The sequence below is a fragment of the Bacillus cereus group sp. MYBK101-2 genome, assembly GCF_051918845.1.
GTDB lineage: Bacteria > Bacillota > Bacilli > Bacillales > Bacillaceae_G > Bacillus_A > Bacillus_A paranthracis.
Genome location: NZ_JBQAIE010000016.1, coordinates 95,664 through 112,471, shown reverse-complemented (window position 1 = coordinate 112,471; position 16,808 = coordinate 95,664). Strand labels below are relative to the sequence as shown.

The following is a 16,808-nucleotide window of genomic DNA, read 5'->3' as shown; positions in this document are numbered from 1 at the left end:
ACACGACAATTATATTCTCGTGGAGATAAAAGCAAAAAAGGGAATTTGAACATGCGCATTACAGTTGATGACTGTGGGCAAGGATGGTTAGAAATTGCAAATCCATTAGGAAGAACAAATGGAAAAACAAAAAGCCCACGAATCAAAGTTCCGATTATCATTCCATATCATTTTTATCATCAAATCACAAATGTCGTTATGGGAAAGCAAATCGGTGTAAATCCAAAAGGAAAACCGATTATAGAGCATCAAAAATATAGTGTAGAAATCATTCGTAAACAAAATGAATTTTATGTAAATATTACGTTTAATGAAACAGAAATAGGTCGTGTACTAGATTTCAAGGAAACACCACAATCAGATGTAATTGCAGGAATTGATGTAAATCCGGACCGCATTGCAGTTAGTTTATGTACAAAACAAGGTAATTTTAAAGGTTCAAAAATTTTTTATCTACACAATCTGAATACATTTTCAACAAACAAACGTGCAACGATAATTGGACAAATCGTAAAACAAATTAAAACATGGTTATTGGAAAACAATGTAGGTGGAATTGTTTTAGAAGATTTAAAGTTTCAACAATCTCATGATACTGATACATACAGTAATCGTAATTTCCATCAATTTACGTATAAAAAGATGTTGAACAGTTTAATTCGTATGGCTCTTCGTAACGGATTTTCTATTAAAACGGTAAACCCCGCTTATACAAGTGTGATTGGAAAATTAAAATACAGTAAAAATTTCGGTATTAGCGTTCATGAAGCAGCCGCATTCACGATCGCAAGACGTGGATTAGAATTGCAAGAACAAGTACCAAAAGAGATTATATTATTATTAAAAAACCAAATTACAACAAAACTGCGTATTCTTGTTGCTTCCATGGAAGAAAGTAAAAAGAATACGAAAAAAGTATATAAAAAATGGTTACAAACAATTCAAACGTGGAAAGAATATCACAATTGGAAATTGTGGAGCATTCTTCACAAAACTGTTTATATGAGCAATCAACAATTCGTATTTAAAATTTAAATGAGAAGGGGGTACTGGTTTATTTCTTATAACCTCTTGCATGCTACTGACTTGGATGAATGGTAGTATGCAAGGACAGATCGTTCCTAACAGGAACCTGCCGTCATTCTTTCACAATAGGTGGATGAAAAGGTCACAACCCTTACGGACAGGAAAAAGGTGAGATTCCTTTTCGGTAGTTGGCATTTGACTTGGTTCGCCAACGATTTATAGATTTTTATAAGAATTTTAAACCAGGGGCAACATGAAAAAAATAGGTGTAGGGATTGTAGGGTTTGGATTTTCTAGTACAACATTTCACATCCCATTATTACAAACGATAGAAGAATACGATATTCGTGCCGTATTATCTTCAAAAGAAGAGGTAGTAAAAGAAACATTACCGAATGCTAACGTCGTGAGTACAATTGATGAATTGGTGAAGCGAGCTGATATTGACTTAGTTGTTATTACTTCACCAAATACAACTCATTTTCCATATGTAAAAGAAGCAATATTAAACGGTAAGCATGTTGTTGTAGAGAAACCATTTGTTGTTTCAATTGAAGAAGGAGAAGAGCTTATTTCATTAGCAGAGCAGCATAATGTGGTATTAAGTGTATATCATAACCGCCGTTTTGATAATGATTTCTTAACGATAAAGAAATTATTAGAAGAGGATAGAATAGGGAATGTATACGCATATGAGGCGCATTTCGATCGCTTCCGTCCACATGTACGTGATCGATGGAGAGAAAAGAACTTACCAGGATCAGGTATATTATATGACTTAGGCTCGCATTTAATTGACCAAGCATTATCATTATTTGGGAAACCAAATGCAATCAGTGCAGATGTAATCAAACAACGACCAGGTGCAGAAATTGATGATTATTTCCACATAGTACTTCATTACGGAGTTAAACGTGTCATTTTACGTAGTAGCAGTTATGTGAAAAAAGCCGGTCCACACTTTACACTGCATGGAGATAAAGGTTCTATCGTGAAATACGGTATGGATTCACAGGAAGAACAATTAAAAAATGGAATGAAGCCAGGCGATAACGGTTATGGAGTAGACGCTGAAGAGAATTTTGTTACTCTAGAAACAGAAGAAGAGTCAGTACGTATTCCAACAGAAGTCGGCTGTTATGACATGTACTATAACGGTGTAAGAGATAGCATTATAAATGGTGAAAAACCACCTGTAACAGCGCAAGAAGGTTTAGAAGTAATCAAGCTGATTCAATTAGCGGTTGAAAGTAGTGAAACGGGTAGAGTCATTTCTATAAAATAAAAAGACACGAATTTCGTGTCTTTTTTATTAGGAATATGTGAATATGATTAATTAATTAATTAATTAGTTTAGTCGTTTATCATACATTAATTGGATTTGTATGCCATAAGGATCTTCAATAATCCCGTATGCTTCACTAAATACATTTTTTTTCAGCGGAGAGATTATTTTCACATGCTTATCGGAAATTAAATTATTATAAAATCTTTGTATTTCTTCTAGATTAGCGCTTTGAATGCAAAGTGACATGTTATTTCCAACGTTATAACGTTCATTAGGATTCATTGTATCTTCTGCTATCATTAGCTTTGTATTCCCAATTTGTAAAACAGAGTGAGCAATATGATCTTTATTTTCACTTGTAATTTTGAAAGAACGATCTCTTTTCGCCAGTTCTTCATACGTAACCATCATTAACTTTTTGGCTTCTAAATTACGTGTATAAAAATGAATTGCCTCCTTTGCTTGCCCATTCATTGAGAGAAAAATAGCTATTTCTAATGTCATAAATTCACAACTCCTTTATTCGTTAATAATTATAATATAGACTAAAAAGGTTTCAATACATGACACCTTTCGGGAGGGGAATATGAAAAAAACGGAACGAATAAATGATATGCTTATTTTCTTAAATAATAAAAGATATTTTAATTTAAAAGATTTAATGGTTAGATATGATATTTCTAAAAGTACAGCTTTACGAGATATTCAATCATTGGAAGAAATAGGTGTACCAATATATTCTGAACTAGGTAGAAATGGAAGTTATAAAATTATAGAAAATAGTATATTATCTCCAATTTATTTTAGTGTGGATGAAATGTATGCGTTATACTTTTCAATTCTTACACTAAATGGATACAAGACAAAACCATTTAATATAGAAAGTATTGCGCTTGAAAATAAATTTAAACATGTCTTACCTGATAATGTGCGTAAAAATATTTCAATTATGGAACGAACGCTTTCTTTTGAAGTAACAAATCATAGTAATTTTAGTCCGTTCTTAAAAGAAATTTTGCAGGGGATTTTTGCTGAGCGAGTTTATTATGTAACATATTTAAAAAAAGATGAGGAGAAAGTATTGGTCGCACAATTTATTCGAATAGAATCTAAATTTGGCCAGTGGTATGCTAAAATCTTTAATTTTGAGACAAATCATGTTCAAATAATTAGATGTGATAAAATTCTTTCTATTGTGGAAACAAGCAATACGAATTCAAAAAATCTTGAAGAACTATTAAGTTATCTTACAAACTTTCACAGAAAACCTGATGCAATTGATTTTAGTGTCATTGTTAATCAAAAAGGAAAAGATATTTTTGATAAAGAGAATTATCCTTCCATGAGGATACAAAAAGAAAATGAAAATTATAGTATAACAGGCTATTTTAACAAGCAAGAAGTTGAGTTTATTTCAAGTTATTTTCTAAATTTCGGTGAAACGATTATTTCAATTCAGCCTGTGATGCTAAAAGAGTTAATCTATAATAAGGTATTATCTTTAAAGCAGCATTTAACTTCTTTAAGATAAAGTTAGTTTTAGTTATTTTTGACATGAAAAAGCCCTTGAGATTTAAAATATCCAAAGGGCTTTTTTTGTGATGTTATTTTTTCTATAGAAACATTATTTTGTTGGGACGGATAGTCCATAAAAGAACATCGTAACGATATCTTGTATATGTTTTTCGCGATCTCCTTCAAGAAGCTTGGCTCCAAAATCATCGCCTAATTTAGTAAACATTTGAATGTATAGCAACATCATTTCTTTAGTAAGGTGAGGGTTAATTTCATTTTTTTGCTGTGCTTGTTCTAATATTTCTAAATACCAAGGCAAGATTTTTTCGTTTTGATAACTATAAATAAACTCTCGGAGAATTTCATCTCTTTGCATCATTTGTAGCAACATGTCAGGCTGAAATAATCCGCCAGTATTCATTTTTCTTACAATCATTTTTTGCATCATATCATGAAAAGGTAATTTCTCTTCAGCAAGCTCTTTATAATATTGAAATTCAGATGTTATAAATTCTTGTATAAGTTCTCTAAATAACGCGTCTTTACTTCCGAAATGATTATAAATGGTAACTTGAGAAACGTTTGCTTCTTTTGCAATATGTTCTATTTTCACTTCATTAAATCCACGTTCTGAAAATAATAAGAAGGCTGCCTCTTTTATGGCACGTTTTTTCTTTTCTTTCACTTTTTCAAAGCCGTTCAATGCAATCACCTCAATTAAAATATACAAGAAAAAATAATGGAAAACAATATTTTTGAAATATGGACATATAAATATTTCAAAAAGTTGTTGCGAATATGAAAGATGAGGAGTACAATAATTTTGAAATATCACAAGTAAAATATTTCAAAAAATGAGGTGGAATTATGATTTCAGTTCAAAATGTTACAAAACAGTTTTCAAATGGAAAAGGCTTGTTTCATATTACATTTGAAGTGAAAGAAGGAGAAGTATTCGGTTACTTAGGACCAAATGGTGCCGGGAAATCCACAACGATTCGTAATTTAATGGGATTTATAAAACCGACAGCTGGAAAATCTTCCATTTTCGGATTAGATTGTTGGAATGATGCCGCGAAGATTCAAAGGGAAGTTGGTTATTTACCAGGAGAAATTTCTTTTATTGACGGAATGAATGGATTAGAATTTTTAAAGTTAATGCAAGGAATGCGTGGTTTAAAGGATACGAAAAAACGAGATGAATTAATAGAACGTCTACAATTCGATGTGAAAACACCGATTCGAAAAATGTCTAAAGGAATGAAACAAAAAGTAGGGATTGTTGCTGCTTTTATGCATGATCCAGAAGTGTTAATTTTGGATGAACCGACTTCAGGACTCGATCCACTTATGCAGCAAGTATTTATAGATTTAATAGTAGAGGAAAAGCAAAGAGGGAAAACAATTCTTATGTCGTCGCATATTTTTACTGAAATTGAACGTACATGTGACCGAGTAGCGATTATTAAAGATGGTCGCCTTGTAACGGTTGAAAATATTCATGATTTACAAAGTATGAGACGACAAGTGATAGATGTAACCGTATCATCAGAGGAAGAGATTGAATCTCTCGCGCAATGTAATTTGCAATTTGAAGCGGTAAAAGGCAGAGAGGCATCTATCATTGTACAAGGAAACTATCAAGCTGTTTTACAAATACTTTCAAACTATAATGTAACGGCACTTCAAACGAGAGCGATGGATTTAGAACATTTATTTATGCATTATTACGATAAGAAAGAAGGGATAACGCATGAATAAGCAATTGTTTTTAGCTAGTTTGAAAGAAACACAAAAAAGTATTTTGAGTTATGCGTCTGGTGCGGCTTTATATTTGTGGTTATTAATTTGGATATTCCCGTCAATGGTATCAGCGAAAGGGCTAAATGAATTAATAGCTGCCATGCCTGATAGTGTGAAAAAAATCGTTGGTATGGAAAGTCCGATTCAAAACGTAATGGATTTTTTAGCTGGTGAATACTATAGTCTATTGTTTATTATCATTTTAACAATTTTTTGCGTAACAGTTGCGACACATTTAATTGCTCGTCATGTAGATAAAGGAGCAATGGCATACTTGCTAGCAACACCTGTATCTAGAGTGCAAATTGCGATTACACAAGCTGCTGTTCTCATATTGGGACTTCTGATTATTGTATCTGTTACGTATGTAGCTGGGTTAGTAGGTGCAGAATGGTTTTTACAAGATAATAACTTAAATAAAGAATTATTTTTGAAGATAAATGTAGTCGGAGGGCTCATATTTTTAGTCGTTAGTGCTTATTCATTTTTCTTTTCTTGTATATGTAATGACGAAAGAAAAGCACTAAGTTATTCAGCGAGTTTAACTATCTTATTTTTCGTATTAGATATGGTAGGGAAGTTAAGTGATAAGTTAGAATGGATGAAAAACCTATCATTATTTACGCTGTTTCGTCCGAAAGAAATTGCTGAAGGAACGTATAATATATGGCCGGTAAGTATAGGTTTAACTGCTGGAGCGCTTTGTATTTTTATCGTAGCGGTTGTAGTGTTTAAGAAGAGGGATTTACCGTTATAAAGTAGAAAGTCCACTGAGAAAGTGGGCTTTTTTTATTTGTAAATTTAAACTAGTATGTTTATTGCATACTTATAAAGGATATTTATCTTTTTAATTACAAAAATATTCAAAAAAGTGAACCTTTTTCTAGGCTCATCCGTCTAATACATGTAAAGTTAAATTTGAAGTGAGGATGAAACAGGAGGAGCAATTGTGAAAGTAATCCCTTTATATAAAATGATTGTAAAAGAAGAAACCGATGTTTCTTTAGCGAAAAAAGGTGATCATGAAGCGTTTATGGCGCTTATACATACGGAAAAAATGAAGATGTATCGCATTGCAAAGGCTATGTTACGTGATGAGACAAATATAGAGGATGCGATACAAACAACAATTTTAAAAGCCTATGAAAATATAAAAAAATTAAAGAAAGAAGAGTTTTTTCAAACTTGGTTAATTCGAATTTTAATGAATGAATGTAACAACATTATTAGAACGTATAAAAAGATAATTGTGACAGAAGAGAATGATTACAATATGAGTGCGTGCGATCAGTATGAAGATATAGATTTGTGTAATGCGATTCAATCGTTACATGAAGAGTTAAGAGCTGTTACGGTGCTTTATTATTATGAAGATATGAATCAAGAGAGTATAGCAAAGCTTTTAGAAGTACCAAAAGGAACAGTGAAATCGAGATTGGCACGTGCGAGGGAACAACTACAGAAACGATTAAAGATGGAATAGGGGGTGCAAAGGATGGATGATGAAAAATTATTTGATGAGAAATTAAAAAAGAGAATAAACGAAGAGAATGTAATAGTGCCGCCAGAGTTAAATGAAAAGATTAATCGTACACTACATAATCTTCCGGTAAAAAAGAAAGGTTACAGAGTTTATATGATGGTTATAAGTGCTGCTGTCCTAGTGCTCTCAATTGTGTCTATGTCGGAGTTTTCTGATCAAATTTTTGCTCAAAACGGCGGAGTGTTTGAATATGTAAAGAAAAAGGCATTTTCTGATTATGAAAATGAAGAGGAAATAAAATCAAATGTAAATTATCCAGATAAGGAAAAGATTCATGAAAAGATGCTAGATTCCATTGATCATTTTAATAATATTTCAGGACAATTTGAGGAATATTCTAGTTCGTCAAGAATTGCTACAACATACAAATATGCGATTGATACGGAGCAACAAAGAGGAATCTCTTCAAAAGAAGACAAGCTAACGAAAAAACGAACCATTATATATAACGAGGGCAAGAAAAAAGAATTTGATGATGAGAAGTATACGTACAAAGAAACAAAATGGAGCCCGAAAGAAAGAAACTGTGAACTATTAAAATTAAATCCTACGGGAAGGTTATTGAGAAAATCAGGTGAGAAAAAAAGATATGATGATGAATATGTGGGATTCGCGAAGTATAGTATTCAATCCGAATTTGCTGATCTATTAATTCGATATAAAGATTGGAATTATAAAGAAACGAAGTATCTTGGACTGGATTGCTACAAAATAGAAGGGACAATAAATATAGAAATGCCTGTAAGTACATCTGAAGATTTAAGAGGGAAGTTTGAAATGGTTGTAGAGAAAAATACAGGGATTATGCTAAAATTCCTTAGTTTCCACGAAGGTATGATTCAATATTCGATTACAACAGAATGGATACAAATAAACAAAGGATTGAAAGAGAATACATTTCAAAAGGATAGCGCTAAGTATGAAAAATTGAAAAATATATTAGATGAATAGAAAACGGAGGGAACGATATGGAGAATACCTCTTCTTCAAGAGAGAAGAAAAATAAACGAAAATATAAGAAGACAATGATAATCAGTGTACTGTTAGTAGTATTACTATTTGGCGGAGTTGGATATGGTACTTATATATATATGAAAACTTCTAATCTCGTACAAAAATCTAGTTTGAATTTAGCACGTGGTGAAAAATCGAATTTACGTGAGGAAACTGTAAAACCGATTACGAATAATGTTTCACTTTTAATTATGGGAATTGATGAAAATCAAGAACGACAAAAGGAGTATAATGGTGCATTTCATACAGATGCACTACTGTTAGCTACTTTTAATAAAGATGATAAGACTGTGAAATTAACGAGTATACCACGTGATACATACACATATGTTCCGGTTGAAAAGAAAAAAGATAAAATAACGCATGCATATGGAAGTGGTTTCGTTAAAAATGGTAAAGATGGAGGGCCGCAAGCTTCAGTGGAAGCGGTAGAAAAGTTATTACAAGTGCCTGTTGATTATTTTGTAAAGTTTAATTTTAATTCATTTACTAAAATTGTTGATGGGTTAGATGGGATTGAAGTAGATGTCCCAGTTGAATTTACGGAGCAAAATAGTAAAGATGAACCTGAGGCGATTCATTTGAAAAAAGGACTACAAAAATTAACAGGGGAAGAAGCACTTGCCTTAGCAAGAACGCGTCATATTGATAGTGATGCAATGAGAGGGCAGCGCCAACAACTTGTTATGGAAGCGGTTTTAAGTAAATTAAAAAGTGTAGGATCGATTACGAAGCTAGAAAAAATAGTCGAGGCGGTTGAAGGTGATTTTAAAACAAATTTAGCAATGGATGATATTTTATCTTTTTATAAATACGGTTTAAATTGTTCGATTGAAAAAATTCAATTAGCAGGTGATGATTTATACTTACCTAATGGTCCAAATGGGCAACGTGTATATTATTATAATCCTAATAAAAAAGATTTGCAGAGTTTGAGTAATATGCTTAGAACACATTTAGGATTAAGTGAAAAACAGATTGAGGAGAATTAAAGCAGACGTAATGTCTGCTTTTTTATTATGTTAAATAGTATGTCGTTTATATATAAATGTTATATACTATTTTCAGATTTAAGATAATAGTGTAACATAAAATTGTGGTTTAAGTGAAATAACAGGGGGGCTATTACATAGAATATATCATTAGCAATTATTGAAATAGTATGGGAGAAATGAAAGAAACAGGGGAGTATCAAAAATGAGAATCATAAAGAATTTAACATTTCAAGTTATTGTGGCCATTATTTGTGGTATTGCAGTAGGGGCAATTTGGCCGAGTGTTGGACAAGAGATGAAGCCAATTGGTGAAACGTTCATCAATATGATTAAAATGGTTATTGCACCGATTATCTTTTTAACAATTGTGCTTGGTATTGCAAGTATGGGAAGTATGAAAAAGGTAGGTCGTGTTGGTGGGAAGGCATTATTATATTTTGAAATTGTTACAACTGCGGCTTTAATTATTGGTATCATCGTAGCGAATGTTGTACGTCCCGGAGATGGATTAGATCCCTCAAAGCTAAAGGGCGGAGATGTTTCACAATATGTACAAAGCGGGCAAGAAATGAAGTGGGTGGATTTCTTTTTACATATTGTGCCGTCTAACATGTTTGAAGCATTTGCAAAAGGTGATATTTTACAAGTGCTGTTCTTCTCCATTTTATTCGGTGCAGGGTTAACGATGTTAGGGAAAAATGGACAACCGGTAATCGACTTTTTTGAAAGATTATCGAAAGTATTTTTTAACATTTTATCAATTGTAATGAAATTAGCACCGGTTGGAGCATTCGGTGGAATGGCATTTACAATTGGAAAATATGGTTTAAGTACACTTATTCCACTTGGTAAATTAATGATTTGTGTATATGCAACAATGGCATTATTTGTTTTTATTGTTTTAAATTTCATTTGTAAATTTTATAAATTTAGTTTGTGGAAATATTTAGCGCATATTAAAGAAGAATTACTTATTGTTCTTGGGACATCATCATCAGAATCAGTATTACCGCGAATGATGACAAAGATGGAAGACTTCGGATGTTCGAAGCCGGTAGTAGGTTTAGTCATTCCGACGGGGTACTCTTTTAATTTAGATGGAACAACAATTTATTTATCGATGGCCACTATATTTTTAGCACAAGTCTTTCACGTCGATCTTTCACTAGGTCAACAATTAACTATAATAGCTATTTTATTAGTTACATCTAAAGGAGCAGCGGCAGTAACAGGCGGGGGATTTATTGTATTAGCCTCTACTTTGTCAGCAATGAATGTTATCCCACTAGAAGGGTTAGCGCTATTACTTGGTGTAGATCGTTTCATGTCAGAAGCACGTGCTATCGTTAATTTAATTGGTAATGGCATTGCGACTGTAGTTGTTGCAAAAAGTGAAAATGAATTTGATGAAGAGAAGTATACGAGAGTAATAGAGGAAATGAAAAAAGAGAAAATGGCCGGATAAAAAGTCAGCTTTGCTGACTTTTTTATTTTTGTAGAAAAGAGGTTTGTTATGATATACATTATTTATTAACAATAATTTACAGGTGATTTATAGTGGAGGGATATAAAGACTATTAAATCAATACTTAAGATTCAATGAGGTATAGTGTTTCGAAAGATTATAGGATTTTTATAAATATTACTGTAAAAAAATAATTTTTTAAAAATTTTCAATAATAACACTTTACAAAACTCAAAAAATTAGTAGAATAATAGTTAATAAGAATCTTCTGATAAATATATAAAGAAAAACAGAATTATCAGAAAATTCTTAAATGAGAGCGTTAAGAATTAGGGAGGGTACAGAAAGTGAAAAAGAAAAAAATGAAAAAACTAACAGCAGTTGTAGCACCAGTTTTAGCAATGAGTATGGCATTAACAGCATGTTCTACATCAGGTGGAGATAAGAAGACAAGCACAAATTCTAGCTCTGGCGGAGATAGCAAATCAGAAGAAAAATTAGCAGCGAAACAAGTGCTAAACCGTACAGAAACAAATGAGATTCCAACAATGGATACTTCTAAAAATACAGATACATTAGGTTCTCAAATTTTAGGGAACACAATGGAAGGTTTATATCGATTAGATAAAGATAACAAACCAATCCCAGCTGCTGCAGAATCAAGCACGAAGAGTGAGGATGGTAAAAAATATACATTTAAACTACGTAAAGATGCAAAATGGTCAAATGGTGATCCTGTAACAGCAAAAGATTTCGTATATGCATGGCAACGTCTATTAGATCCAAAAACAGCTGCTGAGTATGCGTTTATCGCATTCCCAATTAAAAATGCAGAAGCGGTTAATAAAGGTGAAAAACCTGTAGCAGAATTAGGAGTAAAGGCAGTAGACGACCTTACTTTAGAAGTTGAATTAGAACAAGCAGTACCATATTTCTTAAACTTAGTAGCATTCCCATCGTACTATCCGTTAAATGAGAAATTCGTAAAAGAAAAAGGAGATAAATTCGGTTTAGAGTCTGACACAACAGTATATAACGGACCGTTCGTACTTACTGATTGGAAGCATGAGCAAGGCTGGAAATTGAAGAAAAATGATCAATATTGGGATAAAAAGACTGTAAAACTAGATGAAATCAACTATAGCGTAGTAAAAGAAGTAGCTACAAGAGTAAACTTATATGATACAAATGCAATTGATTTTGCACTTCTATCAGGAGAATTTGTTGATAAGTATAGAAATAATAAAGAAGAGTTTGGCACATACTCACAAGTAAGTACTTACTTCTTACGTATGAATCAAAAACGTGGCGGACAAGATACACCGTTAAAGAGCCAAAAATTACGTGAAGCAATCGCGCTTTCAATCGATAAGAAAAATCTATCAAACGTTATTTTAAATGATGGATCTAAACCTGCGGACTTCTTAGTACCGAAAGGATTAGCAACTGGACCAGACGGCAAAGACTTCCAAGAAACATTTAAAAATGGTATTAAACCAGATGCGAAAAAAGCAGCTGCTGCATGGGATGAAGCGAAAAAAGAGCTTGGAAAAGACCAAGTTACAATTGAGCTATTAAACTATGACACTGGTAATGCGAAAAAAGTTGGGGAATATGTAAAAGATCAAATTGAGAAAAACTTAAAAGGTGTAACTGTTAATATTAAACTTCAGCCATTCAAACAAAAACTGAAATTAGAAACAGAGCAAGATTATGATTTATCATATGCTGGTTGGGGACCTGACTACGCTGACCCAATGACATTCTTAGATATGTTCCAGTCTAATCATTCTCATAACCAAATGAGCTTCGCTGATCCTAAGTATGATGATATGATCAAAAAAGCTGGCGGAGAATTAATGGGTGATGCGAAGAAACGTTGGGAAGAGCTAGGAAAAGCTGAGAAATTACTTCTTGAGCAAGATGTAGCACTTGTACCTTTATACCAACGTGGTGATGCATACGTTCAAAAACCAAATGCAAAAGGCATCGTTCACCATAACATTAGCCCAGAGTATAGCTTCAAGTGGGCGTACATGACTGAAAAAGATGGAAAATAATTTTTAAGCAGTGAGGCTATGTTTAAGTGGATGTATATAGGTTTCTTAGCTTATTTTGTAGTGAGAATCTCATTATCCACTATAGAAAGATAAAATGATAGAGCATTCTAAAAGTAGACTATTTACTTTTGGAATGCTCTTTTATTATGAGAATACATGCGAATAAATAGATAGATGTAGGAAAGAACTTGTATCGTGATAATTGTAAAGAATACTCGTTACTATCACAAAAAAATAATTTTTAGAATATTTTAAAAATAACTTTACAAAACCAGAAAAATTAGTAGAATATTAATTAATAAGAATTTTCTGATAACTAGTTATTAGAAAATCTCTCAAAAATAGTTTCGTACATATAATTGGGGAGGGTACAAAAATGAAGAAAAAGATGAAAAAGTTCACGGCGGTTGTAGCGCCAGTTTTAGCGATGAGTATGGCGTTGACAGCTTGTTCTGGATCTGGTGGGGAGAAGAAATCAACTACGACGTCTAGCGGTGGTGGGGAAGAGAAAAAATCTGAAATTAAATACGCAGCGAAACAAGTGTTAAATCGTACAGAGAATCAAGAGATTCCGACGATGGATGTTTCAAAATCTACTGATACATTAGGTTCTCAAATTTTAGGGAACACAATGGAAGGCTTATATCGATTAGATAAAGATAATAAGCCAATCCCAGCTGCAGCAGAATCTAGTACGAAAAGCGAGGATGGCAAAAAATATACATTTAAACTACGTAAAGATGCAAAATGGTCAAACGGTGATCCAGTAACAGCGAAAGATTTCGTATACGCATGGCAGCGCTTACTTGATAAAAATACAGCGGCAGAATATGCGTTTATCGCTTACTATATTAAAAACGCAGAGGCAATTAATAAAGGTGAAAAGCCACTAACAGATTTAGGGGCAAAAGCGGTAGATGATTATACGCTAGAAGTAGAATTAGAAAAACCAGTGCCGTATTTCTTGAATTTAATGGCATTCCCATCGTATTATCCTTTAAATGAAAAGTTCGTAAAAGAAAAAGGAGATAAATTCGGTTTAGAAGCAGATACAACGTTGTATAACGGACCGTTCGTTATGGCTTCATGGAAACATGAACAAGGATGGCAGCTAAAGAAAAATGATAAGTATTGGGATAATAAGGCTGTGAAATTAGAAGAAATTAACTATAGTGTAGTAAAAGAAGTTGCGACGAAAGTAAACTTATATGATACAGGATCGATTGATTTCACACTATTATCAGGAGAATTCGTTGATAAATATAAATCGAACAAAGAAGAGTATGGTGAGTACTCAGAAGCAAGTACATTCTTCTTACGTTTAAATCAAAAACGTAATGGACAAGACACACCGTTAAAGAGCAAAAAACTACGTGAAGCAATCGCGTTATCAATTGATAAAAAAGGTTTAGCAAACGTTATTTTAAATAACGGTTCAAAAGCAACAGATCAATTAGTACCAAAAGGGCTTGCGACAGGACCTGACGGTAAAGATTACCAAGATACATTTAAAAATGGTCTGAAATATGATCCGAAAAAAGGAGCAGCAGCTTGGGAAGCAGCGAAAAAAGAACTTGGAAAAGATCAAGTGACAATTGAATTACTAAGCTATGATGATGGAACAGCGAAAAAAATTGCTGACTACTTTAAAGATCAAATTGAGAAAAACTTAAAAGGTGTAACGGTTAATACGAAAATTCAGCCGTTCAAACAAAAACTAAAATTAGAATCAGCACAAGATTATGAAATTTCATTTGCTGGTTGGAGCCCAGATTATTCGGATCCAATGACATTTATTGATATGTTCGAATCGAAGAGCCCATATAACCAAATGAGTTATTCGAATCCGAAATATGATGAAATGGTGAAAAAAGCAGGTAATGAGTTAATGTCTGATGCGAAGAAACGTTGGGAAACGTTAGGTAAAGCAGAAAAATTATTACTTGAAGAAGATGCAGGGATGGTACCTTTATATCAAACAGGTAGAGCATATGTAATGAAACCGAATATAAAAGGCATTGTGAAACATAACATTAGTCCAGAGTATAGCTTTAAGTGGGCTTATGTAACGGAAGGCAAATAATAAAAAGGAGCGTGTTAAAAGATAATTACCTTTAACACGCTCTTTTTCTATTAAATTAAATAGAGAAGAATAAGAAAAGTGGTACTGACATATAGTAGATGGGGGAGAATTCGTATAGTAGTAATAGTAAAATACTTAGTTACTATAAAAATAAAATAAGTGAAACTTCAAAAATGAGGATAATTAACAGGATGTTAATTAGTGAAAAGGTATTAATAACTAAGTTCATAGAACATCTCTCAAAGTTAGTTTTTTACATATAATTAGGGAGGGTATAAGAATGAAGAAAAAGATGAAAAAATTTACGGCAGTTGTAGCACCAGTTTTAGCGATGAGTATGGCTTTAACGGCATGTTCTGGATCTTCTGGTGGGGAGAAAAAAACGACTACAACGTCTAATAATGGTGGGGAAGAGAAGAAATCTGATATTAAATATGCAGCAAAGCAAGTGTTAAATCGTACAGAAACGAATGAAATTCCGACAATGGATACTTCCAAAAATACAGATACACTTGGTTCACAAATTTTAGGGAATACAATGGAAGGTTTATATCGCCTTGATAAAGATAATAAGCCAATCCCAGCTGTAGCGGAATCTAGCACAAAAAGCGAGGATGGTAAAAAATATACATTTAAATTACGGAAAGATGCAAAATGGTCAAACGGTGATTCTGTAACAGCAAAAGATTTCGTATTTGCATGGCAACGTCTAGTAGATCCAAAAACAGCTGCTGAGTATGCATTTATTGCATACTATCTTAAAAATGCAGAAGCGATAAATCAAGGAAAAGCAGAAGTTTCGACATTAGGGGTAAAAGCGGTAGATGATTATACGCTTGAAGTAGAACTAGAAAGACCTGTACCATATTTCTTGAACTTAATGGCATTTGCTTCATACTATCCATTAAATGAAAAGTTTGTAAAGGAAAAAGGAAATAAATTTGGTTTAGAGTCTGATACAACGCTTTATAATGGTCCATTTGTGCTTACTGATTGGAAACATGAGCAAGGCTGGAAATTAAAGAAAAATGATCAGTATTGGGACAAAAAGACTGTAAAATTAGATGAAATTAACTATAGTGTAGTAAAAGAAGGGGCTACTCGAGTGAATTTATATGATACAGGTGCAATTGACTTCGCGCTTCTATCAGGTGAATTTGTTGATAAGTATAGAAATAATAAAGAAGAGTTTGGCGCATATTCGGAAACAAGTACGTTTTACTTACGTTTAAATCAAAAACGTGGTGGGCAAGATACACCGTTAAAGAGCAAAAAGCTACGTGAAGCAATTGCATTATCTATTGATAAGAAAGCTTTAACGAATGTTATTTTAAATGATGGTTCAAAACCAGTGGATTACTTAGTACCAAAAGGTTTAGCGAGTGGACCAGACGGTAAAGATTTTGCAGAAACGTTCAAGAATGGTTTAAAACAAGACTCCAAAAAGGCAGCGGCAGCCTGGGAAGAAGCGAAAAAAGAACTAGGAAAAGATCAAGTGACGATAGAGTTATTAAATTATGATACTGGTAATGCGAAAAAAGTTGGGGAGTATGTAAAAGATCAAGTTGAAAAAAACCTAAAAGGCGTGACAGTAAATATTAAACTGCAACCATTTAAGCAAAAACTAAAATTAGAATCAGACCAAGATTATGATTTTTCATATGGTGGCTGGAATCCAGATTATGCGGATCCAATGACATATCTTGATATGTTTGAAACAAAAAATTCGCAAAACCAGATGAGCTACTCAAATTCAAAATATGATGACATTATTAATAAAAGTAAGACAGAATGGATGGCTGATGCAAAAAAACGTTGGACAGAGTTAGGGAAGGCTGAAAAAATATTACTTGAAGACGATGTAGCGCTTGTACCATTATATCAAAATGCTAGATCATATGTAATGAAACCAAATATAAAGGGAATCGTGAAACATAATATTAGTCCGGAATATAGTTTCAAATGGGCGTATGTAGAAGAGAAATAAAAAAGATAAGAGCATTTTCAAGTTGCGGT

At 32.9% G+C, this 16,808-nt stretch carries 14 protein-coding genes; 12 read left to right on the top strand and 2 right to left on the bottom strand.

The window, feature by feature from the left end; genetic code table 11:
* Both ACTFSI_RS23460 and ACTFSI_RS23455 read left to right on the top strand, forming a co-directional pair.
* On the top strand, window positions 1–1,035 hold a 1,035-nt coding region (locus tag ACTFSI_RS23460; RefSeq protein WP_440045682.1), incomplete at its 5' end, for an IS200/IS605 family accessory protein TnpB-related protein.
* 244 nt (window positions 1,036–1,279) lie between these two features.
* Complete coding sequence (locus ACTFSI_RS23455; RefSeq protein WP_000719755.1) at window positions 1,280–2,311, top strand: oxidoreductase; 1,032 nt, start codon at window positions 1,280–1,282, stop codon at window positions 2,309–2,311.
* Between the two features lie 63 nt (window positions 2,312–2,374).
* On the opposite strand, the gene ACTFSI_RS23450 is transcribed toward ACTFSI_RS23455, so the two are convergent.
* Window positions 2,375–2,818 (bottom strand): VOC family protein, encoded by a 444-nt coding sequence (locus ACTFSI_RS23450; protein ID WP_000171335.1) that lies wholly within the window; start codon window positions 2,816–2,818, stop codon window positions 2,375–2,377.
* Between the two features lie 82 nt (window positions 2,819–2,900).
* Here ACTFSI_RS23450 and ACTFSI_RS23445 point away from each other — a divergent pair, with 82 nt between their 5' ends.
* On the top strand, window positions 2,901–3,845 hold the full coding sequence (locus ACTFSI_RS23445; protein WP_000750576.1) for a helix-turn-helix transcriptional regulator: 945 nt from the start codon (window positions 2,901–2,903) through the stop codon (window positions 3,843–3,845).
* Window positions 3,846–3,938: 93 nt separating this feature from the next.
* On the opposite strand, the gene ACTFSI_RS23440 is transcribed toward ACTFSI_RS23445, so the two are convergent.
* A complete protein-coding gene (locus ACTFSI_RS23440) occupies window positions 3,939–4,541 on the bottom strand; it encodes a TetR/AcrR family transcriptional regulator (protein ID WP_240458524.1) in 603 nt (200 codons plus the stop codon).
* A 155-nt stretch (window positions 4,542–4,696) separates the two neighbouring features.
* On the opposite strand from ACTFSI_RS23440, the gene ACTFSI_RS23435 reads away from it, so the two are divergent.
* The 9 genes from ACTFSI_RS23435 (at window position 4,697) to ACTFSI_RS23395 (ending at window position 16,779) form a co-directional block, all read left to right on the top strand.
* Entirely contained in the window at window positions 4,697–5,590 is an 894-nt protein-coding gene (locus ACTFSI_RS23435; RefSeq protein ID WP_000626608.1) for an ABC transporter ATP-binding protein, read from the top strand.
* On the top strand, window positions 5,583–6,389 hold the full coding sequence (locus ACTFSI_RS23430; protein ID WP_001041431.1) for an ABC transporter permease subunit: 807 nt from the start codon (window positions 5,583–5,585) through the stop codon (window positions 6,387–6,389). The genes ACTFSI_RS23435 and ACTFSI_RS23430 overlap by 8 nt, the downstream gene beginning before the upstream one ends.
* Before the next feature lie 192 nt (window positions 6,390–6,581).
* Window positions 6,582–7,115: a sigma-70 family RNA polymerase sigma factor gene (locus ACTFSI_RS23425; protein WP_044793395.1), complete on the top strand. Its 534-nt coding sequence runs from the start codon at window positions 6,582–6,584 to the stop codon at window positions 7,113–7,115.
* A gap of 12 nt (window positions 7,116–7,127) precedes the next feature.
* Complete coding sequence (locus tag ACTFSI_RS23420) at window positions 7,128–8,126, top strand: anti-sigma factor (protein ID WP_440045681.1); 999 nt, start codon at window positions 7,128–7,130, stop codon at window positions 8,124–8,126.
* Between the two features lie 17 nt (window positions 8,127–8,143).
* Window positions 8,144–9,181 carry an LCP family protein gene (locus ACTFSI_RS23415; RefSeq protein WP_070806666.1) on the top strand — a complete coding sequence of 346 codons (1,038 nt, stop codon included), beginning with the start codon at window positions 8,144–8,146 and terminating at the stop codon, window positions 9,179–9,181.
* 205 nt (window positions 9,182–9,386) lie between these two features.
* A complete protein-coding gene (locus ACTFSI_RS23410) occupies window positions 9,387–10,649 on the top strand; it encodes a dicarboxylate/amino acid:cation symporter (protein ID WP_001220191.1) in 1,263 nt (420 codons plus the stop codon).
* A gap of 347 nt (window positions 10,650–10,996) precedes the next feature.
* Window positions 10,997–12,709 (top strand): peptide ABC transporter substrate-binding protein, encoded by a 1,713-nt coding sequence (locus ACTFSI_RS23405; RefSeq protein ID WP_000727520.1) that lies wholly within the window; start codon window positions 10,997–10,999, stop codon window positions 12,707–12,709.
* A gap of 376 nt (window positions 12,710–13,085) precedes the next feature.
* A complete protein-coding gene (locus ACTFSI_RS23400) occupies window positions 13,086–14,792 on the top strand; it encodes an ABC transporter substrate-binding protein (RefSeq protein WP_440045680.1) in 1,707 nt (568 codons plus the stop codon).
* Between the two features lie 280 nt (window positions 14,793–15,072).
* A complete protein-coding gene (locus tag ACTFSI_RS23395; protein ID WP_000728473.1) occupies window positions 15,073–16,779 on the top strand; it encodes a peptide ABC transporter substrate-binding protein in 1,707 nt (568 codons plus the stop codon).
* The last annotated feature ends 29 nt before the right edge of the window (window positions 16,780–16,808 follow it).